The organism is Pseudomonas fluorescens group sp. PF-69, from assembly GCF_054481235.1.
This window is the reverse complement of the sequence record NZ_JBTMNC010000001.1, coordinates 4,745,498-4,768,247: the sequence shown is the minus strand read 5'-3', so window position 1 is coordinate 4,768,247 and position 22,750 is coordinate 4,745,498. Positions and strand designations below refer to the sequence as shown.

19 protein-coding genes are annotated in these 22,750 nt (G+C 60.0%); 2 read left to right on the top strand and 17 right to left on the bottom strand.

Going from position 1 to position 22,750, the window contains the following annotated elements; all coding sequences use genetic code 11:
* The first annotated feature begins 40 nt into the window (after window positions 1–40).
* Window positions 41–316 (top strand): peptidylprolyl isomerase, encoded by a 276-nt coding sequence (locus tag ACX3YF_RS22475; protein ID WP_007933743.1) that lies wholly within the window; start codon window positions 41–43, stop codon window positions 314–316.
* A 48-nt stretch (window positions 317–364) separates the two neighbouring features.
* Here the strand turns inward: ACX3YF_RS22475 and ACX3YF_RS22470 are convergent, their stop codons facing one another.
* From ACX3YF_RS22470 to ACX3YF_RS22395, 16 genes are all read right to left on the bottom strand, one after another.
* Window positions 365–1,300 carry a sugar kinase gene (locus ACX3YF_RS22470; RefSeq protein WP_448646698.1) on the bottom strand — a complete coding sequence of 312 codons (936 nt, stop codon included), beginning with the start codon at window positions 1,298–1,300 and terminating at the stop codon, window positions 365–367.
* Between the two features lie 116 nt (window positions 1,301–1,416).
* On the bottom strand, window positions 1,417–2,634 hold the full coding sequence (locus tag ACX3YF_RS22465; protein WP_458974281.1) for an amino acid deaminase: 1,218 nt from the start codon (window positions 2,632–2,634) through the stop codon (window positions 1,417–1,419).
* Window positions 2,635–2,673: 39 nt separating this feature from the next.
* Complete coding sequence (locus tag ACX3YF_RS22460) at window positions 2,674–3,438, bottom strand: IclR family transcriptional regulator (protein ID WP_047529736.1); 765 nt, start codon at window positions 3,436–3,438, stop codon at window positions 2,674–2,676.
* 144 nt (window positions 3,439–3,582) lie between these two features.
* Complete coding sequence (locus ACX3YF_RS22455; protein WP_047529738.1) at window positions 3,583–3,972, bottom strand: RidA family protein; 390 nt, start codon at window positions 3,970–3,972, stop codon at window positions 3,583–3,585.
* A 30-nt stretch (window positions 3,973–4,002) separates the two neighbouring features.
* Window positions 4,003–4,800, bottom strand: a complete 798-nt coding sequence (locus tag ACX3YF_RS22450; protein ID WP_196584927.1) for an amino acid ABC transporter ATP-binding protein — start codon at window positions 4,798–4,800, stop codon at window positions 4,003–4,005.
* Window positions 4,797–5,459, bottom strand: a complete 663-nt coding sequence (locus ACX3YF_RS22445; RefSeq protein ID WP_047529742.1) for an amino acid ABC transporter permease — start codon at window positions 5,457–5,459, stop codon at window positions 4,797–4,799. Before ACX3YF_RS22445 ends, ACX3YF_RS22450 begins: the two co-directional genes overlap by 4 nt.
* A gap of 8 nt (window positions 5,460–5,467) precedes the next feature.
* A complete protein-coding gene (locus ACX3YF_RS22440; protein WP_047529744.1) occupies window positions 5,468–6,130 on the bottom strand; it encodes an amino acid ABC transporter permease in 663 nt (220 codons plus the stop codon).
* 51 nt (window positions 6,131–6,181) lie between these two features.
* Complete coding sequence (locus ACX3YF_RS22435) at window positions 6,182–7,030, bottom strand: transporter substrate-binding domain-containing protein (protein ID WP_458974280.1); 849 nt, start codon at window positions 7,028–7,030, stop codon at window positions 6,182–6,184.
* Window positions 7,031–7,287: 257 nt separating this feature from the next.
* On the bottom strand, window positions 7,288–8,352 hold the full coding sequence (locus tag ACX3YF_RS22430) for a hypothetical protein (RefSeq protein WP_458974279.1): 1,065 nt from the start codon (window positions 8,350–8,352) through the stop codon (window positions 7,288–7,290).
* Between the two features lie 225 nt (window positions 8,353–8,577).
* A complete protein-coding gene (locus tag ACX3YF_RS22425; protein ID WP_458974278.1) occupies window positions 8,578–9,642 on the bottom strand; it encodes a hypothetical protein in 1,065 nt (354 codons plus the stop codon).
* 225 nt (window positions 9,643–9,867) lie between these two features.
* Entirely contained in the window at window positions 9,868–10,932 is a 1,065-nt protein-coding gene (locus tag ACX3YF_RS22420; RefSeq protein ID WP_458974277.1) for a hypothetical protein, read from the bottom strand.
* Complete coding sequence (locus ACX3YF_RS22415) at window positions 10,929–14,663, bottom strand: hypothetical protein (RefSeq protein WP_458974276.1); 3,735 nt, start codon at window positions 14,661–14,663, stop codon at window positions 10,929–10,931. The genes ACX3YF_RS22420 and ACX3YF_RS22415 overlap by 4 nt, the downstream gene beginning before the upstream one ends.
* Window positions 14,660–15,355, bottom strand: coding sequence for a DUF4123 domain-containing protein (locus ACX3YF_RS22410; protein WP_458974275.1), 696 nt, complete (start codon window positions 15,353–15,355; stop codon window positions 14,660–14,662). Before ACX3YF_RS22410 ends, ACX3YF_RS22415 begins: the two co-directional genes overlap by 4 nt.
* A complete protein-coding gene (locus tag ACX3YF_RS22405) occupies window positions 15,352–17,418 on the bottom strand; it encodes a type VI secretion system Vgr family protein (RefSeq protein WP_458974274.1) in 2,067 nt (688 codons plus the stop codon). Before ACX3YF_RS22405 ends, ACX3YF_RS22410 begins: the two co-directional genes overlap by 4 nt.
* Before the next feature lie 213 nt (window positions 17,419–17,631).
* A complete protein-coding gene (locus ACX3YF_RS22400; RefSeq protein ID WP_458974273.1) occupies window positions 17,632–19,191 on the bottom strand; it encodes a TerC family protein in 1,560 nt (519 codons plus the stop codon).
* A gap of 255 nt (window positions 19,192–19,446) precedes the next feature.
* Window positions 19,447–20,343: a LysR family transcriptional regulator gene (locus ACX3YF_RS22395; RefSeq protein ID WP_458974272.1), complete on the bottom strand. Its 897-nt coding sequence runs from the start codon at window positions 20,341–20,343 to the stop codon at window positions 19,447–19,449.
* A 103-nt stretch (window positions 20,344–20,446) separates the two neighbouring features.
* Here ACX3YF_RS22395 and ACX3YF_RS22390 point away from each other — a divergent pair, with 103 nt between their 5' ends.
* On the top strand, window positions 20,447–21,991 hold the full coding sequence (locus ACX3YF_RS22390) for an MFS transporter (RefSeq protein WP_458974271.1): 1,545 nt from the start codon (window positions 20,447–20,449) through the stop codon (window positions 21,989–21,991).
* Window positions 21,992–22,086: 95 nt separating this feature from the next.
* Here the strand turns inward: ACX3YF_RS22390 and ACX3YF_RS22385 are convergent, their stop codons facing one another.
* A complete protein-coding gene (locus ACX3YF_RS22385) occupies window positions 22,087–22,749 on the bottom strand; it encodes a vWA domain-containing protein (protein WP_449106640.1) in 663 nt (220 codons plus the stop codon).
* Window position 22,750 lies beyond the last annotated feature (1 nt).

Below are 22,750 nucleotides of genomic sequence, written 5' to 3'. Positions count from 1 at the left end.
CGTCACACCCATGTCACCACCGTTGCAAGGTATCCGCCCCATGAAAGCTCAAGCCCGCCATATTCTGGTGAAAACCTCGGAAGAAGCCGAGCAGCTCAAACAACGCATCGCCAAGGGCGAAGCCTTCGATGTGCTGGCCAAGAAGTACTCCACCTGCCCGTCCGGCAAGCGCGGTGGCGACCTGGGCGAAGTGCGGCCGGGGCAGATGGTCGGAGCCATCGACGCGGTGATTTTCAAGAAACCGCTGCGGGTGGTGCATGGACCGATCAAGAGCAAGTTCGGCTATCACCTGGTGCAGGTGTTTTACCGGGATTAAAGTCCCCTGTGGCGAGGGAGCTTGCGCCCTCACCACAGGATGTGCCTTTCAAGCTCTGGGAATGAGCGCCCCCGGCACCTGAATCACCCGACTCGCCAGCCGGTGCCCCGCCTCCGCCGCCTCGACCGGGCTTGCGCCCTTGAGCCGCGCAGCCAGGTACGCCGCACTGAACGAATCCCCCGCCGCCGTGGTGTCCACCACACGCTCGACTTTCTGGGCCGGCACTTCGAACGACTCACCCTCACACCGAATCAGGCACGCCTCGGCGCCACGCTTGAGCACCACTTCGGGCGTGCCGATCTGCTCGTACGCGCCAAACACCGCCGCGCAATCGGAGAAATGGAACAGCGCCTGTTCGTCATCGACGGTCAACAACGCCAGGTCGACATAAGGCAGCACGCTGCGGTAGGCCGCCCGCGCCTCCTCGACCGAGGCCCACAGCCGTGGCCGGTAGTTATTGTCGAAGACGATTCGCGCATCGCGCTGGCGGGCCTCGATCAGGGTTTCCAGCAACTTTTCCCGGCCCTTCACGCCCAGTACCGCCAGGGTAATGCCGCTGAAATACAGCACGTCATAGTCCGGCAGCGCCGCCAGGATCGGCGCGGCGGCCGGCGTCGTAAAGCAATCGCGCACCGCTGCTTCATTGCGCCAGTAGAGGAAACGACGCTCGCCAGCGGCGTCGGTCTGGATGCAATACAGCCCCGGCAAGCGTCCGGGCAGGCGTTGCACCCTGCCCAGGCCAATGTTTTCCTCGGCCCAGCTCCGGCACATGGCATCGCTGAAACTGTCATCGCCCAGGGCCGTGACGTAGTCCACCGTGCCCGCGCTGCCCAGCTCTCGGGACAGGTACACCGCGGTGTTCAAGGTATCGCCACCGAAGCTCTGTTGCAGGCTGCCATCGGCGCGGTGCTGCAGTTCGATCATGCATTCGCCGATCAAGGCAATGCGCGGGGTATGGGGGCCCAGGGTGTTGAGGGTGCTCATGGTTGTGCGGTCTCTGGTGTCCGTTGTTGTCTGGGCGGACGCGCTCGCCCCCACAGGAGAAGGCCTTCCAGGGTGGGAGTGAGCTTGCCCGCGATGGCCGCGACTCGGTTCTGAACTTAGAAACAGGTTTCCATGGTTTCGATGACGTTCAATTGCTCATCCACCAGGCACCCCGTACGCCACTTGTCGAACGTCAGGCACGGGTGCGAAGTGCCGAACGAAATGATGTCGCCCACCCGCAACTCGACGCCCGGCGCCACGGTCATGAACGCGTGCTGGTCCATCACCGCCGTCACCTTGCAGGCACTCACATCGTCGCCCTTGGCGGGCAGCACGCCGGCCTTGTAACGCAACAACGGCACCGGCAAACCAGCGTCGTAAGCCACATCACGCTTGCCCAGGGCAATCACCGCGAACCCAGGCTCCGGTAACGACTGCACGTGCGCCCAGACTTCCAGCGCCGGGCGCAACCCTTCGTGCAGGTCACTGCGGCGGTCGAGCACGCAACATTGCGCTTCCTTGTAGATGCCATGGTCGTGCGCGACATAGCTGCCTGGACGCAATACGCTGAGGAACCGTCCTGCAGCATTCTGCGCTTCGAACTCCTCGGCGATCAGGTCATACCAGGCCGATCCCGAAGCGGTGATGATCGGCTTGGCAATCGCGAACGCGCCGCTGTCCTGCAACTGCACCGCCAGGCGCACCAGGGAACCGGCGAACGCGCGAATGCCACTGATGGCGTGATCACCATGAATCACCCCTTCATAGCCTTCGATCCCGGTCAGGGCCAGCGCCGGTTGCGCGGCGATGGCTTTCGCCAGGTCGATCACTTCCTGTTCGCTGCGGCAGCCGCAACGCCCGCCGACCACGCCGTACTCGATCATCACGTTCAGGCGCACACCGCGCGAGGCGAAATAGGCACCGAGGTCGGCAACGTTGTCCGGGTGATCGACCATGCAGTAGAAGTCGAACGCCGGATCGGCCAGCAGATCGGCGATCAGCGCCATGTTCGGCGTGCCGACCAGTTGGTTGGCCATCAACACCCGACGCACGCCATGGGCATAGGCCGCGCGGGTTTGCGTGGCGCTGGCCAGGGTAATGCCCCAGGCACCGGCGTCGAGCTGCCGGCGAAACAGTGCCGGGGTCATACTGGTCTTGCCGTGGGGCGCGAGTTCGGCGCCGCTGTTGCTGACGAAATCCTGCATCCAGCGAATGTTGTGTTCCAGCGCCTGGCGATGCAGCACCAGCGCGGGCAGGCTGACGTCACGGACAAGACTGGCGCCCGTCCGGGCAAAACCCTTTTCCACGGCAGCAGTATTTTCGGCAGTAGTCATGGTCGAACTCCTCACATTCGCGGCCGCAGGCAGCCGCTGTTATTCGTTGATGCGACGGGCCAGGCTGTTGGCGCTGTCGATCAGCACCCGGCGGTAGTCGTTGTAATTTTTCTTGGCATCGGCCCGGGGGGCGACGATGCACAGGGTCGCGATGGCCACGCCGCTGGGGTCTTTGACCGGGGCGGCGAAGCAATGGGTAAAGGTGTCGGCGACGCTGTCGAAGGAGAAAAAGCCATCGATGCCGGCCTGACGGATTTCCTTGAGAAACTGCTCCAGCGGCAGGCGCTCGCCATCGGGCAGGATGAAGTCGTCATGGTCGATCAGGTCGATGATTGCCTGGTCGCTCAGGTGCGCCAGCAGCAGGCGCCCGGACGCGGTCCAGGGGATCGGGGCGTTTTCGCCGATGTCCGATGAAATGCGAAAATGCCGCTCGCCCTCCTTCATCAGCGCCACGGTGTACTTGCGCCCGTTGAGCAGGCACATCTGCGCGGTTTCGTGGGTCTGGCTGACGATCTCCTGCAAAGCGTGATCGGCCTCACGGGACAGGTCGAAATGGCGCAGATGCGCCTGCCCGAGGAAGTACAGCTGGCGCCCGAGGTAAACGTGACCGTCCTTGCCCACCGGCTCCAGAATCCGTCGTTCCAGCAACGAGGCCACCAGTTCGTAGACCGTGGATTTCGGGCTGCCGATGCCACTGGCGATTTCGTTCGGGCGCAGGGGCTGGCCGATCTCCTTGAGGAAATCGAGGATGTCGAACGCCCGGTCCAGACCGCGTGCCCGGCGTTTGATGGTGTCTTCGGTCATGTCAGTGATTCCCATACAAAGTGCCGGGAGTTTACCTAGAGTGCGGCGGCGACCGTAAGGCCGTCATCGCTAGCAGGCTAGCTCCCACATGTGGAATGCGTTCCCCTGTGGGAGCTAGCCTGCTAGCGATGAAGCCACCTCGGTTCAAGCCTTTTTCTTGTACGCGATGCAATCGATCTCGACCTTGCAGTCGACCATCATGTTCGCCTGTACGCAGGCCCGGGCCGGGGCGTGTTCGGGTTTGAAGTACTCGGAGAAGACCTTGTTGAAACTGGTGAAATCCCGCGGATCCTCCAGCCACACGCCAGCACGCACCACATCTTCCAGGCCATAACCGGCCTCTTGCAGAATCGCGATCAGATTCTTCATGGTCTGGTGGGTCTGTTCGACGATGCCGCCCGTGATGATCTCGCCATCCACCGCCGGCACCTGCCCGGAAACGTGCAGCCAGCCATCGGCTTCAACGGCTCGGGCGAAAGGCCGAGGCTGACCGCCGGCGGCGGTGCTGCCGGTGCCGTAACGAGTAATGCTCATGAGTGTTTCTCCTGATTGAAAATCGAATGTTTAAAAGCGCGTGTTCTTGAGGAATTCCGTCAGTCGTGGCGATTTCGGCCGTTCGAACAGCTCCTTGGGCGGACCCTGCTCTTCGATGCGCCCCTGATTCATGAACACGATCTTGTCCGAGACTTCGAAAGCGAAGCGCATTTCGTGGGTCACCAGCAGCATGGTCATGCCGTCTTCGGCCAGGCCCTTGATCACGTTCAGCACTTCGCCGACCAGTTCCGGGTCCAGCGCCGAGGTCACTTCGTCGAACAGCATCAGGCTCGGGTTCATCGCAATCGCCCGGGCAATCGCCACGCGCTGCTGCTGACCGCCGGACAACTGGCCAGGATAGTGATCGCGACGTTCCAGCAAACCCACGCGTTCCAGCCATTTTTCCGCCAGCGCCACGGCCTCGTCCTTGTGCAGTTTTTTCACCTTGAGCAAACCCAGGGTGACGTTCTGCAATGCGGTGAGGTGCGGGAACAGGTTGAATTGCTGGAACGCCATGCCAGTCATGGCGCGATGACGGGCGATGACCTTTTCCGGGTGGCGGATGCGTTTGCCATTGACCTCGTCATACCCGATGGATTCGCCATCGAGCATGATCTGCCCGCCCTGGAACTCCTCGAGCATGTTCACGCAGCGCAGCAGCGTGGTCTTGCCCGAACCGCTGGAGCCGATCAGCGTGACCACGTTGCCGCGCTGCAGGGTCAGGTCGACGCCCTTGAGCACTTCCAGCGGGCCGTATTGTTTGTGCAGGCCGCGAATGTCCAGCAGAGGCTGTCCGCTCGGGACGTTGGAGGGTTGTACTTGAGTCATGGCAGGGCCACCCGCTTTTCAATGTGCCGGCCGAGTAATTCGATGCCGTAGTTGATGACAAAAAACAGAAAACCGGCGAACAGGTAAAACTCCAGGGTCATGAAGGTCCGGGCGATGATCTGCTGGGTGCTGAGCAGCAATTCGGCCACGCCAATCACCGACAGCAGCGTCGAAGCCTTGACGATCTCGGTGGACGAGTTGACCCAGGTCGGCAGGATCTGCCGCAGTGCCTGGGGCAATAGCACGTAACCGAGGGCCTGATAGAACGTCAGGCCGATGGCCTTGCTCGCTTCCATCTGCCCACGGGGCAATGCCTGCAACGCACCGCGCACGATCTCGGCGACGTGGGAGCCGCAAAACAGCGTCAGGCCCAACGCACCCGCCTGAAACGCGCTGATCTGCCAGCCCAGCGCCGGCGCCATATAGAAGCAGGCCAGTACCAGTACAAACACCGGGGTGCCGCGAATCACGTCCACGTAGAAACGAAACGGCGCGCGCATCCAGAACTTGCCGTAGGTCAACACCAGACCGGCGAATACGCCGACCACGGTGCCGAGCAAAATCGCCAGGGCCGACACCTGAACACTGGTCAGAAAGCCTTGCCACAGCACTTCCCGGGCGACCCACAACTCATGCAGCCAACTGGGGGATTCGTACATGGGGCCTCCTAGCGGCGGATCGCCAGACGCTGCTCGAGGTAACGCAGCAGCATGGCAATGAGGTAACAGGCCGCGACATACAACGCCGTGGTCACCAGCCAGGTTTCGATCACCCGGTAGCTCTCGACATTGATCTTGCGCGCGTAATAGGTCAGCTCCGGCACGGCAATGGCTGCGGCCAGCGAAGTGTCCTTGAACAGCGAAATGAAGTTGTTCGACAAGGCCGGCAGCACATTGCGCAACATCACCGGCACGGTGACGTAAGCCTTGACCTGCCACTCGCCCAGGCCGATTGCCAACCCCGCTTCACGCTGGCCCTTGGGGATGCTCAGCAACCCGCCACGAAACACTTCGGTGAGGTAAGCCCCGGCGTACAGCGACAGCGTGATGATGAACGAGGGAATCTTGTCCAGCCGAATGCCGAGGCTCGGCAAGGCAAAGTAGATCAACAGAATCAACACCAGAATCGGCGTGTTGCGGATCACCGTCACATACACCGATGCCAGCACCCGCAATGCGCGGTGCTTCGACAGCAAAGCAAACGCCATCATCAGGCCGATCACGCAGCCGATGGCGATCGACACCAGCGCCAGCTCGAGGCCCAGGCCGAGCCCTGCCAGCAAGGTGTCGAAATCGCGCCACACGGCGGCAAAGTTCAACTGATAGTTCATGGTTGACAGTACCTTGAGCGGGGCGCATTTCGGCGCCCCACTCTCACGGGATCATTTGAATTCGACAGGGAAACCGATGGCAGGGGTAGGCAGGTCGACACCGAACCATTGTTTGAACGAAGCCGCGTAGGTTGGGAACTCAACGCCGGTCATGGCTTCATGCAGCGTGGTGTTGACGAAGTTCAGCCAGTCCTGATCGCCGCGTTTAACCGCGCAAGCGTAGGTCTGCGGGCTCCAGGCGTAGGCCGGGCTGTGGTAGCGACCGGGGTTTTGCACCATCAGGTATTTCACCGAGGACTGGTCGGTGGCTGCCGCGTCGGCACGGCCCGAGTTCACCGCCTGATACATCAGGTCCACGCTGTCGTACTGATCGACCTTGGCCTTGGGCAACGCCTGATGCACCAACTCTTCGGCATAGACGTTTTGCAGCACGGCCACTGTGAGGCTGTCACCGGCGGCCTTCATGTCATCGATTTCCTTGTACTTGCTGTTCGCCGGCAACAACAGGCCAACCCCTTCGCGGTAGTACGGCAGGGTGAACGCCACTTGCTGCGCACGGCTGGCGGTCACGGTGATGAACTGGCAACTGATGTCGACCTTGTCGGTCAGCAGGTTAGGAATCCGCGCATCGGACGACTGCACCACGTACTCAACCTTGTTCGGGTCGTTGAACAAGCCCTTGGCGATCATGTGCCCGATATCAATATCGAAACCCTGCAACTTGCCATCCGCCCCCTGGAAGTGCCACGGCGCATTGGTGCTGCCGGTGCCCACAATCAGTTTGCCGCGGGCCAGAACGCTATCGAGCTTGCTGTCGGCTGCCTGGGCCACGCCCACGGCAGCAGCAGAGGCCGCGAAAAGAAAAACACACGCTTTGAACAAGGAAGGACGGCGATGCATGGCAAGCACTCCAGATGATGGTTATTCCGCTATACCGGAACATGGTATGTAACAACGGAATAGACAGCAGAAAGTGTGCCACAGGTTGCGCGGAGAATGTTGGGGAGACTGAAAAGTGTTCCGAATCAGAAGGATGCGTAAAAACCAGGAAAACGTGTTACGAAAGGAACAATTGGCGAACGCTACCGTTGGCTACAAAGGACGGGTAGCAGGTTCACAATTGGTGCGCCGTCTCTCCAACCGCGCACCGCCCCCGCTCAATCGACATAGTTGACGTATCCCGCCATCAAGTTCGGCCGCTCGAACGTATCGATATCCTCGACGCGCTGATGCATTTCGCTGACGATCTGCTTGAACGTCGCATCGTCCATGTCGATCCAGAAACGCGGATTGCGGCCGGTGAGGCGGTCGTACTCGGCGGTGGTGGGGTCGAGGTGGCGGTATTCTTCGTATTGCGGCAGGTCCGGCAACGGGCGGCTGACATCCATGTAGTTCTGGATGAAATCCCACAGGGCGCAAGGCGGTTGAAAGTCGGGGCCGGGGCACAGCAGCGCGCCGAAGTTGATCATGATGTTGCGGTAACGATGGGCAAGGTAAAGCACGTTCAACGGCATGCCCTGACTGTCCGGGGACGTGGCGATGTAGGCGTCAAACTCGTAGAACGGCGCGGTGAGTTCACCGATGGTGCCGTTCTTTTTGTATTCACCGTTGTTTTTGTAGTCGAAGACCGTGACCAGGCCGGTGCGGCGGTTGAGTTCCCAGATGGGGCCTCGGGAGGGTTTTATCCAGAGGTTGGGGAAGTGCTTGATGACGAATGAACCGATGGCCCAGCAGAGAAGCGGGAGGCCGAGAAGCCAAGAAAATACTTGGATAAATATAACTTTGGTTGACTCCCAAATAGGATCATTTCCTGTTGATACACCTAAAAAGTAGGCGGGAATACTGATAATACAAAATAAAAAAAATAAAAAACGTCCGCCGCTTAACATATACATCCAGAAATGGGAGCTTGCAGGAAGAAGTGCATATCTAAAACATTCATGATCGTCCCTGATGTGGAAATCGATATGTTCGAATGGGCTCGAAATATGGGTTCCTGCGGCTATTTGCTCTTCACGCTCCTTTTTGAATTTTTCATGCAAGCGAAGCTTCTTGGGAGAGAATTTTTCGAGAGCACTTGCAGGTGTTAAGTCATTCGCACCACCCCACGGCAATCTGGCCTTGGCAAAACGCATGATCCATGGTCGTTCAGTTGATTGCTCTTGCTGGGGCACTTCGGTCGCCCCATAGGCCGTCTTGGCGTAATACGATTCCTGGGTCATTTGTTAGTTTCTCGTGATGTATGTGTAACTTCATCTGTCCAGTAAAGTGCACCCTCACTGCCGAAATCGGGTTTTATATGGGTGGCAACAAATGGCGTACCATCCTTCGGTGGTGGCGCAGGAAAATGCCAGCGTATAAGGCGTCCTGGCGCGGAAGTCATGTTTGGCGTTGGGGATGAGTTGAGGGTTGGGGCCTTCCCCCAACACACGCATACTTTTTGTCGCTCAGTCGACATAGTTGACGTATCCCGCCATCAAGTTCGGCCGCTCGAACGTATCGATATCCTCGACGCGCTGGTGCATTTCGCTGACGATTTGCTTGAACGTCGCATCGTCCATGTCGATCCAATAACGCGGGTTGCGGCCGGTGAGGCGGTCGTATTCGGCGGTGGTGGGGTCAAGGTGGCGGTATTCCTCGTATTGCGGCAAGTCCGGCAACGGGCGGCTGACGTTCATGTAGTTCTGGATGAAATCCCACAGGGCGCAAGGCGGCTGGAAGTCGGGGCCGGGGCATAGCAGCCCGCCGAAGTTGATCATGATGTTGCGGTAGCGATGGGCGAGGTAAAGCACGTTCAACGGCATGCCCTGACTGTCCGGGGACGTGGCGATGTAGGCATCAAACTCGTAGAACGGCGCGGTGAGTTCACCGATGGTGCCGTTCTTTTTGTATTCACCGTTGTTTTTGTAGTCGAAGACCGTGACCAGACCGGTGCGGCGATTGAGTTCCCAGATGGGGCCTCGGGAGGGTTTTATCCAGAGGTTGGGGAAGTGCTTGATGACGAATGAGCCGATGGCCCAAGAGAGAAGTGGGAGGCCGAGAAGCCAGGAAAATAGTTGAATAAACAAGGTTTTCGTTGATTCCCAAATAGGCTCATACCCAATGGAAACAACTGCGAAGTAAGCGGGGATACTGAAAATAAAAAGCAGAAAGAACGAAAAACGCCCTACTCCTTGCATGTATATCCAAAAGTGGGAGCTCGCAGGAAGGAGTGCATACCTAAAACTTTCGTGATTATCCCTCATATGAAAATCAATATGCTCGAATGGGCTCGGAGTATAAGTGCCTTTGGCTATTTTCTCTTCACGCTCTCTCTTCAGTTGCTCCTGATTTCGAAGGTCTCGTGGCGAGTAATCCTCCACAAAACTAACGGGCGTTACTTCATCGGGGTTACCCCAAGGCAGTCTGACCTTGGCAAGCCGCATGATCCATGGTCGTTCATTGGATGGCTCTTGTTCGGGCACCTCGGTCGACCCATAGGCCGTCTTGGCGTAATACGACTCCTGAGTCATTTGTTAGCGCCTCGTGATGTTTGTGTCACTTCATCTGCCCAATAAAGTTCACCCTCACTGCCGAAGTCGGGTTCTATATGAGTGGCATCAAATGGCGTCCCGTCCCTCGGTGGTGGTGCAGGAAAGTGCCAGCGTAAAAGGTGTCCTGGCGCGGAAGTCATGTTTGGCGTCGGGGATAAATTGAGGGTTGGGCCCCTCCCCCAGCACACGCATATTTTTTGTCGCTCAGTCGACATAGGTCACGTATCCCGCCATCAAGTTCGGCCGCTCGAACGTATCGATTTCATCGACGCGCTGGTGCATTTCGCTGACGATTTGCTTGAACGTCGCATCGGCCATGTCGATCCAGTAACGCGGGTTGCGGCCGGTGAGGCGGTCGTACTCGGCGGTGGTGGGGTCGAGGTGGCGGTATTCTTCGTATTGCGGCAGGTCCGGCAACGGGCGGCTGACGTTCATGTAGTTCTGGATGAAATCCCACAGGGCGCAAGGCGGCTGGAAGTCGGGGCCGGGGCATAGCAGCCCGCCGAAGTTGATCATGATGTTGCGGTAGCGATGGGCGAGGTAAAGCACGTTCAACGGCATGCCCTGACTGTCCGGGGACGTGGCGATGTAGGCATCAAACTCGTAGAACGGCGCGGTGAGTTCACCGATGGTGCCGTTCTTTTTGTATTCACCGTTGTTTTTGTAGTCGAATACCGTGACCAGGCCGGTACGGCGATTGAGTTCCCAGATGGGGCCTCGGGAGGGTTTTATCCAGAGGTTGGGGAAGTGCTTGATGACGAATGAACCGATGGCCCAGCAGAGAAGCGGGAGGCCGAGAAGCCAAGAAAATACTTGGATAAATATAACTTTGGTTGACTCCCAAATAGGATCATTTCCTGTTGATACACCTAAAAAGTAGGCGGGAATACTGATAATACAAAATAAAAAAAATAAAAAACGTCCGCCGCTTAACATATACATCCAGAAATGGGAGCTTGCAGGAAGAAGTGCATATCTAAAACATTCATGATCGTCCCTGATGTGGAAATCGATATGTTCGAATGGGCTCGAAATATGGGTTCCTGCGGCTATTTGCTCTTCACGCTCCTTTTTGAATTTTTCATGCAAGCGAAGCTTCTTGGGAGAGAATTTTTCGAGAGCACTTGCAGGTGTTAAGTCATTCGCACCACCCCAAGGCAATCTGGCCTTGGCAAAACGCATGATCCATGAGCGCTCAGCAGAGCGTTCTTGCTGGGGCACCTCGGTCAACCCGTAAGCGGTCTTGGCGTAATACGACTCCTGAGTCATTTGTTAGTGCCTCGTGATGTATGTGTCACCTCATCTGCCCAATAAAGTTCACCCTCGCTGCCGAAGTTGGGTTTTATATGAGTGGCATCAAACGGCGTCTCATCCTTCGGTGGTGGTGCAGGAAAGTGCCAGCGGTGATTGTTTTGCTCCAGTACACACTGAGCCCGGACTTGCCATTGATGGGCGATGCCGGATGAGCCTGTGACCGGGTCGAAGGCATAGCTCGCTGGGGTTTTGAAAAACAGTTCCAGACCCTGCGGTAGCAGGCGTTGGGCATTGGGTGGGACGAGGCGGCTATCGATCAATTTGGTGAACGGCACGGTTTCACTTTTGAGGCGGCCACCCTTGAGTTCGAAGGTATTGAGCCGGCAGTGGGCATTGATGTTCAGGGTGCCGAGGTTTGCAATTAAGCCCGGCAAGTTACTTTCAATGCGAATGCAGGTATTGGACGAGATCACCTGAAAAGGCGTCCTGGCGCGGAAGTCGAGTTTGGCATTGGGGACGAATTCAGGGTTGGGGCCTATGTTGATGCGAATGTCGGCAAACAAACTGATCAGATAATAGAAACCATGCTGCGGATCCAACAGGTGCGCATTACCTGAATGAACTTGCGTGCCGAACGGGCCATTGACCAGCCATTCTTCGATGGGCTTGTCGCTCAGCCACCAGGCCAATCCGGCACCGATCACGATCAATATCAGCGCGGCCCAGCCACCTGGGCCCAGACCGAGAAAGGTGATGCCGCTAACAACCAAATTACTGAGAGCGCTGATGGCGCCGCCCGCAGCCATCATCAGATAGCCCCAGCTGGCATCGTCGCCCCATTTCCACGCAAACCAGGCATCTGTCAGGCATATACCTGAAAAAATCAGGCCACTGGCCATTTGCGCAAGTAGGCGCCCGGTGAACTCCTTCGCTAGATGTTCTGCTAAATGGCCGAAAAATTTCTTAGCAGCCTCAACGGGCATATTGAATAGAACTATTCGCCCAGCCGCTAAAACAGACTGTGTACTGGCAAGTTTTACCGTCAACATCTCCAGCGCTAAAGCTAGATCAAGGCCAGCTCCGGCCGCTGAAAGAACTAGTCGAAACACCCCCTTTTCCCGCCTCACTTGCTCCGCCGCCTGCCACTCCACCCTCACATTCCAAACCTCCAACATCAAAACCCCCGCCGCAAACGGCAACGAGCCCAGCACGCGATGAACCCGGCTGTTAGCCGACGCGACATGCTCATCCACGCCCCGCTGCAACGGACTTTTCACGTACGCATCGCCCGTCGCCCGCGCTTCCACATCGGCTTTGTAAACCGCGTTGATCCGCTGATTCAGTACGCTGAGATTGTTCGCCGTCGGATGCTTCAGCGGGATCGCCAGCAGTGTGTGATGGGTTTCGCGAAGGGCGTACGGGGTGTCGAGTACGTCGTCGTGCGCCTTCAGCGGTCGGCCCTGGGCATCCAGATACTGACCCATCACCCGGTGTGGCCGCTGATCGCCGGACGGCACATCGGTCAGGCCAAAAACGTAGTAATGCTGCGGGTCGGCGTCACGCCGCTGGATGAAGTGCGCGTCACCAAAGGTCTTGGGCATCAGGCTGCGCAACAGCCCCACGCCGAGGCCGTGCAGATAGGTGCTGGCGGGCATGGCCTGGCCGGTGTGTAGCCCGGGCCGTTTGTTCACCGCGCTGCTGGCGGTTTCCAGAGCGCCCGCGAGGTTTTCGTAGATGCCGATCAGGCTGCCGGCGGCCGCTTTCGATTGGCCGGTGAGGGTGCTGTTCAGGCTGCCGCTGGCCAGCAGGTCTTTGAGCAAGTGGCCGTCGAGGTGGTCGACCTGCGGGTAATAGGGCCCCGGGTGGCTTTCGAATGTGGCGAGGTCATCGGCGCGTAAATGACCATCGCCCTCGTTGAGGGTTGTCTGGGTGGGTGGCACATAGGGCGCGGCCAGCGCCGCTTCATCGACGGCGGGCCAGAGCATCAGGTGCAGCGGGTGCGCCGGGTCGTGGGCGATGTCGTTGAGCAGGGTCTGGCCGATGCTGGCCCGTGGGCTGTAGAGGCTCACACCGGTCAGCGCGTTGGTGACGTCGCCGTTGCTGGCCAGGGGATCGAGTTGCGCGGGCACCGTGGCCAGGGCTGCGAACGTCTGGCTCACGGCAAACAGCGCGGCGAGGTAGTCAAAGCCGTCCTGGCTCAAATGATCGGCCAGGGTTTGCTGCGTGACCGGTTGCTGCAGGCACTCGGCCAGCAGCGCCTGCGCCATGTTCAGTTGTTGCCAGATCAAGGCGCGCTCGGCGCTGGCGGTGAAACGGTTGATGTCGCGGCGCCCGGCCTCCTTCACTTTGTCGAAACAGGCGTGCAGTGGGTTCTTCTGGCCGCCGAGGGTGGCCGGCACGATCAGTTGCTGGACCATCACCGCGCTGGCGTGATGGGGATAAAGGCTGGCGCGCTCGGCATACAGCGCCAGCAATTGCTGTTGCTGGCGGATCTGCGACAGCAGGTGCCGCAAACGGTAGCGCGGGTCCTCCAGCAGCACGCCGCACACGCGCCGTTGGCGGGCGGCCTCCAGCACATCGACGACGGTGGGCTGGGGTTGCCACAGATCCGCTTCATCGTCTGGCGGGGTCTTTCCTTGCAAGCGCTGCAACAGCGTGGAGAGGCAGTCGGCCCAGGCGCTGCTTTCGAAAGTGGCAGGCACATCAGGTGTGGCGCCCTGCTCCCACTGAGCCAGGCAGCGCCTGGCTTCGAATTTGCGTTGCGCGGCAAATTGCCCGGACAGGTCGCACAGGTAACGTCCCGGATGCTCCAGCCCATATTCGAACCCGCTCTGGCGTGCCCGTTGCGGGGCGATCAGGCTGAGCGGAAAGGCGCGTTCGGCCAGGTTGCGCCAGGTGACGCTGGCTTTCGTCGCACTGTCGGACGCCTGGGCATCCCACGCATTGAAGCGACCGAAAGCCTCGAGCATCGCCTGGCCATCGGGCTGCGGGTCGAAAAGCCGTTCGAACGTCTGACTGTCGCACGGCAACGCGGGGCTCTGGCAACGCCGGGCGCGTAACACCGGGTCCTCCTCCAGGCGCTTGACGCGGGCAGCACTGAGCTGGATCTCGCTGAAACACAGCTGCACCGCGTCGACCGGTTGCCGGTTCCAGGTGGCGGGCAGCCAGATGTCGCTGAGTGCGACACCCCTGGCCAGGCGGTAGTCGTCGCACAGATCCTGGCCTTCGCGAAACATCGGCACGTCAATGTCGTGGTAAGTCGTGCATTCGCCGTCCTGCCGCACTTCCAGTTCACGCCACAGGCGCCCGCGGTAAAACACATAGACAAAGCCGCTGCGGCACAGGACCGGCGTGCCGAGGTCGTGACGGCTGCGCGTACCGGGCAGCGCGACGAAAGGCACGACGGGGACGATCTGGTTCCACTGCGCGTCCAGTTGACGCGGGGTAATCCGTACGTCCTCCAGCAACGGCAGGCGAATGGGCGCCCCATGGGTCGTGGCAATTTCCAGCCACAACTGATGCTCGTACCGGGCGTACCAGTTCCACACGAACAGCTCGCAGTGGACGCTGAATAAACGCTCCGTTTCGCGATCCACCTCATCGGTCAGGGCCGGCAGCGGTTCAACGCCGGACCGGTCGAAGAGTACCAGGCGCTGGTCTTTGGAATGGCCGGTGCCGATCACCTGGACGATCAGCCTGTCGGGCTCGCAGCAAGGGCCGGCGGACAATCTTCCCAGGCGCTTCATGATTGGACCTGCGTGCAGTGGGTGCTCAGGTATTCGCTGATGGCGTTGCTGTCGTCGATGCCTTGGGCCAGCGCTTGCTCCATCAATTGATTGACCTGCACAAATGAATGCTGCGGGTGTCGCAGCCACCATTCATGGAGAAATTGCTCATTACCCAGGCGCGTCAGGGCCTCTTCATGGGCGGCACTCAGGGACATGACACGACGCGTGTTTTCAATGGTCCAGCGGGTCGCATGCGGGTTGTTCAGTTGCTGCCAGTCGGCTTCACCGGAAGCTTTGCTGGCCCATGTCCCACCGAACCAACGCAGGCGGCTGATCGGCCCCAGCCACCGGCCGAGGTCTTGCGCCGGGCAGGCCGCAAAGAAATAGCTGGCGACGGTGGGGTCGCTGTAGCGCAGGACGCCTTTACGTTGCTGGTCGAAGTTGACGATCAGAATCTGCCGCAGATGCGCGAGTATCGAGGGGGTGTCGAAGTTACTTTCGATCAGCAGACCGGGCCATTCAGCCGGGGATTGCTCGATCGCCTGATTGAAGGTCGGTTGGTTGCTCAGTCTGACGAGCATGGGACCTTGCTCGGCGAAACTGTTTAATGAGGTGCCGGCATACAGCATATGAGTGTCGGGGTGCGTCGCCAGGCGATACAGCGTTTTCAGTTGCGCCGTCGGGCGCTCCAGCAGAATCCAGGTATTCATGTCCGGTCTCCATAGCCCAGGGCTTTACGGCATTGGCAATCACTCAGCGGGCAGTCCATGGGCGTACCCCCCGCAGGCATCTGGCAGAGTTCAACCAGTGCTTCATCGCCGAGCAATCGTTTGAGTAATGCGGCTGAAACGGCTTCCGGCCGTGGTGGTTCGCTCGCATCGAGCATCACCGGGGTGGCCGCGATGATCGGCTTCGGCACGCCGCCCACCGCAACGGGCACGCTGCTGAAGATCCCGGCCGCATTGATCGTGATCCACACGCCGCCGGCCTGAATCGTGGTGCTGGCGCCACCATCGATGACGATGTTCTGGCAGGCACTGACGTTGACCTGATGCTGAGCGCTCAACCGATGGTTGGCGGCGCGAATGTGGCGGCTGCCCTGTACCGTCAGATGATCGTCCTGCCTGATTTCCGTGCGCCGCTCGCCGTGGGTGATGCGCCGCTCTTCGGCGTGCTGTTCATGACGGGCGTTACCCGCGACCACGACGCTGCGTAGGTTGTCGACTTGAAGCCGCTCGTCGTTCAGCACGTGTTGCCGGTAGTCGCGCTGGGCACGGATGGATATTTCCTCTGCGCCCTTGCGATCTTCTATGCGCAGTTCATTGAAGCCTCTGCCGCCGGGGCTGGTTTGAGTCTTGAAGGTGCTGCGGGTTTTCTGGGCCGGGAGGTCGAGCGCAGGACGATTGGCGCCATTGCTCAAGCAGGCGACGATTAGCGGTTTGTCCGGGTCGCCCTGATAGAAACCGACGACCACCTCCATGCCGACGCGGGGAATCAACACGCTGCCATACCGGTCGTGAGCCCAGTTGCTGGCGACTCTCACCCAGCAACTGGAATGATCGTTGTGGGCGCCGTCGCGGTCCCAGGGAAACTGGACACGAACACGGCCGTATTCGTCGCAATGGATTTCTTCGCCAGGCGGGCCACAGACGACGGCATGCTGATAACCGTTGATCGTGGCTTTAGGGTGGGCAAGCTGGGGTCTGAAAGGCGCGTCCCACGGTGTGGCGAGAAAGGTGTTGCGATAGCCTTGGGACAGTTCGTCGTTCGGCGCACTTATGATCGATGCTTCGAGCGATTGCGGTTGCTTGCCGGTGTGGATGACTTCGGTCAGTAACCACAGATCATTCCATTGCTGGCGAGGGTGGCCGGTCAGCGTCAGGAAATGACCAGTCAGCAGCATCGGCTGATCGCTGCGTCCTGTGGCTTGCCGATAATCGCTGCGGTGTCGTTCAAGTGCTCGTCGAGCGAGGTGGTTGCCGAGTTTGCGGTCGGTGAAACGGCCGGGGAAGCCGTAGTCTTCGAGTCGCAGCGGCGAAGGTTCCTTCGCGCCGCTTTCAAGTTGCAACAAAGGCTTTTCGAAGTCGTAGTCGCGTCGGGTCACGGCCGTGGGTCGGGCCTCCAATGCGAGGGTGAAGGCCTTGATCACCGGTTCATCGGCGACCATTGCGCTGTCTTGCAGGTATGCGGTGGGGCATTGGAGCCTGGGAAACACCGTCTGGTCATCCCCGAACACCACTACATGACCCTCGCGGCTGTGCTCGAAGTGGTAATGCAGGCCTTCTTCTTCGCAGAGGCGCTGCAGGAAATGCAGGCAGCTCTCGCCATATTGGACGCAGTAGTCCCGTGGCTGGTAATCCGTACCGAGGGCAAAGCGATAGGCAGTACTGAGGATGCCGTGGCTTTCCAGTACCTGGGCGATGATCTGCGGCACGCTCAGTTTCTGGAATATCTTCTGGTCGAAACGATGGCCCAGATAGGCAAGACTGGGCATCAGGCAGAGCTGGTACTGGGTCAGGCGCTTGCCTGCGTCGCCCTGGCCGACGCTGTAAACCTGACCATGAACACCGGCGCCCTGGCGGTCAAAGCCAAGGAACGCCATGCGATGCAGAAGGCTTTCCAGATCGAGGCTGGGACGTTCGCTGACCAGTTTCAGATCAAAGCGGAAGGGTTGGCTGATGGCTTCCTTGCCGGTGAACTCAAGGACTTGCAGATCGTGGTTGAGCCCCTCGATATCAAGGATAAAAGAGGCTTGGTCGGCAGGGCTGAACATCACACATCCCTTGTGCTGATTTTGAAGGGCGGGACTGTGAATGAGTGAACGCGGGATTGATGCAGGGCAACTCTGCTTCTGATGTGGGAAAGGTGTTTTTGTTATGTAGGATTTTTAGTTTCCGAAATGCTCAGCCGGCAAGCCAGCGCCTACAGCACCACCGTACCTGTAAACGCTGGCTTGTCAGAAAGGGCCCTCGGGCCCACCGCAACGTCAGCCGTCGACACGCGCCAGAAACACCCGCGTCACCCGCCGCTCTTCGACCTTGAGGACGGTCATGCGCCAGCCCTGCCACTCATGGCTGTCACCGATCATCGGCAGGCGATCCAACAAGCTCACCACCAACCCGGCCAGGGTTTGATAGTCGTCGGTCGGTTGCGCCGCAAATCCGGTGCGTTGCCGCACCCGCGCCAGGTTCAAGGCGCCACTGACCACAAACCCGCCGTTGTCCTCGATCACATCCGGACCTTCGATCTCACTCGCATCGGGCAACTCGCCGGCGATCGATTCCAGAATGTCGGTCATGGTCAGTACACCGACGAAACCCCCGAATTCATTGACCACAAAAGCGATGTGGGTCGATGCCTTGCGCATCTGTTCCAGGGCATTGAGGATCGAATAACTGTCGAGCAAATTGATGGTCTGGCGCGCCAGGTGCGCAAGATCAGGCTCGCTGCCGGCCAGGTATTCCTTCAGCAATTCCTTTTTGTGCACGAAGCCCAACGGCTCATCCACTGCACCGTCACGAATCAACGGCAGACGCGAGTAGGACGAGTGCATCAACTTCGTACGAATGGCCTCGGCATCATCGTCCAGGTCGATATGATCGACGTCGGCGCGCACGGTCATCAGGGTACGGATCGGCCGTTCAGCCAGTTGCAACACGCCGCTGATCATCACCCGCTCGCGACGGTCGAACAGTTCTTCAGTCGGTGCTTCGCCGTTGTCCAACAGGTCGGCAATGTCTTCGCCGACCTCCTCCACGGCCAGTTTGCGACCGCCCAGCAAACGCATCACCGCGTGAGCCGTGCGTTCACGCATCGGTCGCAGGCCCTGCATCGAACGCTTGCGGCGAGCCCGGGCAATCTGGTTGAACACCTCGATCAGGATCGAGAAACCGATGGCCGCGTACAGGTAGCCCTTGGGAATATGGAAGCCCAGCCCCTCGGCGGTCAGCGCAAAACCGATCATCATCAGGAAGCCCAGACACAGCATGATTACCGTCGGGTGCGCGTTGACGAAACGGGTCAGCGGCTTGCTCGCGACGATCATCAGGCCGATGGAAATGATCACCGCGATCATCATCACCGCCAGTTCATCGACCATGCCCACTGCGGTAATCACCGCGTCGAGGGAGAACACGGCATCGAGCACCACGATTTGCGCCACGATCGGCCAGAACAAGGCGTAGGCCGTGTTGGACGAGCGCTGGCCGACATGCCCTTCGAGGCGTTCATGCAGCTCCATGGTGGCCTTGAACAACAGGAACACACCGCCAAACAGCATGATCAGATCACGCCCGGAGAAGCTCTTGTCAAACACCTCGAACAGCGGTTGGGTGAGGGTCACCAGCCAGGAAATGCTGGCGAGCAGACCCAGACGCATCAACAACGCCAAGGACAGACCAATGATTCGCGCACGGTCGCGCTGCTCAGGCGGCAATTTGTCGGCGAGGATCGCGATAAACACCAGGTTGTCGATGCCCAGCACCAGCTCCAGCACAATCAGCGTCAACAAACCCAGCCATGCGGTGGGGTCAGCTATCCATTCCATATAAACGTCTCGATCTCGTCAGTGAATTCAGATTGCCGGGCACGGCAAGGCGCGGCGCAGAGGCCGTGAAACTGCAGGGACAAGGGCGTTTGGGTGCTGGAATAACGAGGGCTTGGCGTGCGTCAAGAACGCGCGTTGGCGCGAAGGGAAAGGGTAACCGGGGGGCTCCGTGAGGGTGTTCATGCAAGTCCTGAATGGAAAAAAGGACTTGGATCGTACAGTTGATCGGGATAATTCCTACAGCCGAAAATCATTTCAAAATCTGTAGAGGCTCTTTTGGAGCGACCCCGCTTTTCTTATCCAATCGATATACCGGAGAACCGCCGGTGATTTCTCAAACCGCCGATGGATCAACGCCAGCCACGACGATGCACTGCAATCCTTGATTGGCCGATACACCACGTTTGGCAGGCTGACATGACCGACCACCGACTCCGGAACCACCGCCACCCCCTGCCCCAGGGACACCAGCGCGATCACCGCCACCAGCCCACCCGGCTGCGCCCCCAGCTTCGGCACAAAATCGCCCTGAGCGGCCACCTGCAAGGTGCCAACGACTTGTTCGGGGAGGATAAAGTTTTCATTCTGCAAGTGCGTCGAATTGATGACCGTCAGGCGGTTGAGCCACGAGTCCGCCGGCAACGCCAGCACAAAACCTTCGTCGCTCAGGCGTACGCCTTCGATGCCATCGGGCAAGGACAGTGGACAGCGGATGTAGCCCAGGTCGAAGCGCCCCTCGAGAATCATGTTCGGCAAACTGGCCATGGGGCTTTCACGCACATTGAGGCTGACATCCGGGTATTGGCCGGCAAAACCCTGCACCTGCTTTTGCAGCAGCCCCGAATACACCGCCGAAGCAACATAACCGAGTTCGATGTGCCCGATGTCGCCACGGCCGGCACGCTGGGCATTGCGCTGGGCCGACTCAAATTGCCGCACCGTGGCTTCGGCCTCGATCACCAGCGCCGCGCCCGCTTCGGTCAGGCTGACGTCCCGTGCCTGGCGCAAAAACAGACGCGCCCCCAGTTCGGCTTCCATGTCCTGGATCTGCCGGGTCAAGGTCGGCGGCGCGATCCCCAATTGCTCGGCGGCACGGGTGAAGTTGCGGTGCCGGGCGACCGCGAGGAAATAGCGGAAATGACGAATGTCCATCGGTGCATTAGCTCAAAGGTAATGAAGTGACGAGGTACGACTAACAAAGGCAGCGTCTGCCAGCGATAAGCTGCACGCAACCTCACAGTAGAGAACCCATGCCATGTCCGTCAAACCCAGGGCGAGCAAGCAACTGACCTTACTTACCGCGTCGGCCGTGTGTTCGCTGATCGTGCTCGACACCAACATCGTCGCCGTTACCTTGCCCAGCATCGCCCGGGATCTGGGGGCCAATTTCGCAGACATCGAATGGGTGGTCAGCGCCTACATGCTGGCCTTTGCCGCCTTGCTGCTACCCGCTGGCAGCCTGGCCGACCGCTTTGGCCGGCAGAAAACCCTGATCTGGGGCCTGGGCATTTTCATTCTCGCGTCCGTCGGTTGCGGCGCGGCGCCAAACGCGTTGTTTCTCGACATCGCCCGGGCCATCAAAGGCGTCGGCGCCGCGTTGTTGCTGACCTCGGCACTCGCTTCGATCGGCCACACCTTCCACGATGAAGTGGAACGGGCCAAAGCCTGGGCGTTCTGGGGTGGCTGCATGGGCGTGGCCATGACTGCGGCGCCGACCCTGGGCGGGTTGATTACCGAATACGTTGGTTGGCGCTGGATTTTCTACCTCAACCTGCCCGTCGGCCTGTTCCTGATGTACATGGTCTGGCGTGCAGTGCCGGAATCCCGTGACGCTCAGGCTGCGCGCCTCGACCCATGGGGCAGCCTCGCCTTCAGCGCGAGCTTGCTGTGCCTGATCTGGGGCCTGATCGAAGCCAGCCGGATCGGCTGGAACAGCCCCCTCACCTACACCCGCCTGTTGGGCGGTGCGCTGTTAATGGGCTTGTTTGTGCTGATCGAGCGCCTGCAGCAGCGGCCGATGATCGACCTGCGACTGTTCAGGCATCCACGCTTCATCGGCGCCCTGCTCGGCATGTTCGCCTACGCCGCGTGCGCCCAAGTGATGATGACCCTGCTGCCGTTTTACCTGCAGAACGGCCTGGGTTTCAGCGCCATCTTCGCCGGGCTGGGCATGTTGCCGTTTGCCGTGACCATGTTGATCTTCCCGCGCCTCGGTGCGCGCCTGGCCGGACGTGTGACCCCGGCGAACATGATGGCCATCGGCCTGACGCTGGTGGGCAGCGGCAACCTGCTCAGCGCCTGGGCGGTCAACAGCGGCGGCTACCTGCCCTTCGCCCTGGCGATCGCCGTGACCGGTGCCGGCGCCGGATTGCTCAATGGCGATACGCAGAAAAACATCATGGCCTGCGTGCCGCGCGAGCGCACCGGCATGGCCTCGGGCATGAGCACCACCATGCGTTTCAGTGCGGTGATGCTGGCCATCGGCGTGTATGGTGCGCTGCTCGCCAGCCACGCCGAACAACAGCTGCACTCGGACCTGTCGACCCTGGGTCCGGCGCTGCTCGGCCAGGCCCAAGAGATCGCCTCGCGGGTGGTGGCCGGTGATATGAGTGCGGCACTGAGCCTGGTGCCTGAGTCGGCTCGCATGAGGGTCGAACCGCTGGCCCGCCAAGCGTTCGTGGCGGGGTTCAGCCTGCTGCTTTGGGTCGCGGGGCTGGCGGGATTATTGGGTGCGCTGGTGGTGGGCACGCTGATGCGCAATCCGATTCCAGCGCAGCGCTCGAACCTGGTGCTTGAATGACACCCCGCGTGCAGGCCTGTCAGGAAGGGTGAGCCGGCCGAATTCATCTTTGAATGGGCGGTCCGCCGATGAGGGAAGCCTGGGCACCGCACATCTCAGCGCGGAAGCAACCCGTCGATATGCCGGTACTCAGCCTGCAACTGCGCCGCCAGGACCCGGCTGCGCCCGAGGCGAATCGGCCCGCGTTCGATGTCGATCACCAGCCCCGGACAATCGAGCGTGGGCAACGTCGGCCAATCCTTCAAGCGGCCATCAGTCACCAGCAGCAACCGTTGCTGCTCCGCCGGGAAGCGCTTGCGCCGTACGCTCAGCCAGTGCCCCGCTTCACTCAACGCCGCCAGCAACGGCGTGCCACCGCCGGCCCCGAGTCCATCGAGCCAGGCGCGCAATCCGCTGGACGCCTTCAACCCCTGCACCTGCCACTTCGGCTGCGTTCCGCTGGCGGTCAGCAAGGCCAGGTGCGCGCGTTGGCGGTAAGCATCGTCGAACAGCTGTGCCAGCAAACCTTTGGCATCACTCAAGGCCTGGTGGCGACGCGTGGATGCCGATGCATCGACGATCACCAGCCATAGCTCATGGGCTGAACGGGTACGCAGGTGGAACAACAAGTCGTCACGCTGACGTGGCCGGCCGTTCAGCAACGTACCGGGCCAGTTGATCGAACCGTCGCGCGCAGCATGACGTTTGCCCTGCTTGCCGTGGTCGAGGCGTCCGGCGCGGGGTCTGGCATTCGCCCCCGCGTCAGAGCGAGGGCGAATG

Excerpts from the sequence above, each read along its gene's own strand:
- ACX3YF_RS22475 (WP_007933743.1), top strand. The coding sequence starts at position 41 with ATGAAAGCTCAAGCCCGCCATATTCTGGTGAAAACCTCGGAAGAAGCC.
- ACX3YF_RS22470 (WP_448646698.1), bottom strand. The coding sequence starts at position 1,300 with ATGAGCACCCTCAACACCCTGGGCCCCCATACCCCGCGCATTGCCTTG.
- ACX3YF_RS22465 (WP_458974281.1), bottom strand. The coding sequence starts at position 2,634 with ATGACTACTGCCGAAAATACTGCTGCCGTGGAAAAGGGTTTTGCCCGG.
- ACX3YF_RS22460 (WP_047529736.1), bottom strand. The coding sequence starts at position 3,438 with ATGACCGAAGACACCATCAAACGCCGGGCACGCGGTCTGGACCGGGCG.
- ACX3YF_RS22455 (WP_047529738.1), bottom strand. The coding sequence starts at position 3,972 with ATGAGCATTACTCGTTACGGCACCGGCAGCACCGCCGCCGGCGGTCAG.
- ACX3YF_RS22450 (WP_196584927.1), bottom strand. The coding sequence starts at position 4,800 with ATGACTCAAGTACAACCCTCCAACGTCCCGAGCGGACAGCCTCTGCTG.
- ACX3YF_RS22445 (WP_047529742.1), bottom strand. The coding sequence starts at position 5,459 with ATGTACGAATCCCCCAGTTGGCTGCATGAGTTGTGGGTCGCCCGGGAA.
- ACX3YF_RS22440 (WP_047529744.1), bottom strand. The coding sequence starts at position 6,130 with ATGAACTATCAGTTGAACTTTGCCGCCGTGTGGCGCGATTTCGACACC.
- ACX3YF_RS22435 (WP_458974280.1), bottom strand. The coding sequence starts at position 7,030 with ATGCATCGCCGTCCTTCCTTGTTCAAAGCGTGTGTTTTTCTTTTCGCG.
- ACX3YF_RS22430 (WP_458974279.1), bottom strand. The coding sequence starts at position 8,352 with ATGACCCAGGAATCGTATTACGCCAAGACGGCCTATGGGGCGACCGAA.
- ACX3YF_RS22425 (WP_458974278.1), bottom strand. The coding sequence starts at position 9,642 with ATGACTCAGGAGTCGTATTACGCCAAGACGGCCTATGGGTCGACCGAG.
- ACX3YF_RS22420 (WP_458974277.1), bottom strand. The coding sequence starts at position 10,932 with ATGACTCAGGAGTCGTATTACGCCAAGACCGCTTACGGGTTGACCGAG.
- ACX3YF_RS22415 (WP_458974276.1), bottom strand. The coding sequence starts at position 14,663 with ATGAAGCGCCTGGGAAGATTGTCCGCCGGCCCTTGCTGCGAGCCCGAC.
- ACX3YF_RS22410 (WP_458974275.1), bottom strand. The coding sequence starts at position 15,355 with ATGAATACCTGGATTCTGCTGGAGCGCCCGACGGCGCAACTGAAAACG.
- ACX3YF_RS22405 (WP_458974274.1), bottom strand. The coding sequence starts at position 17,418 with ATGTTCAGCCCTGCCGACCAAGCCTCTTTTATCCTTGATATCGAGGGG.
- ACX3YF_RS22400 (WP_458974273.1), bottom strand. The coding sequence starts at position 19,191 with ATGGAATGGATAGCTGACCCCACCGCATGGCTGGGTTTGTTGACGCTG.
- ACX3YF_RS22395 (WP_458974272.1), bottom strand. The coding sequence starts at position 20,343 with ATGGACATTCGTCATTTCCGCTATTTCCTCGCGGTCGCCCGGCACCGC.
- ACX3YF_RS22390 (WP_458974271.1), top strand. The coding sequence starts at position 20,447 with ATGTCCGTCAAACCCAGGGCGAGCAAGCAACTGACCTTACTTACCGCG.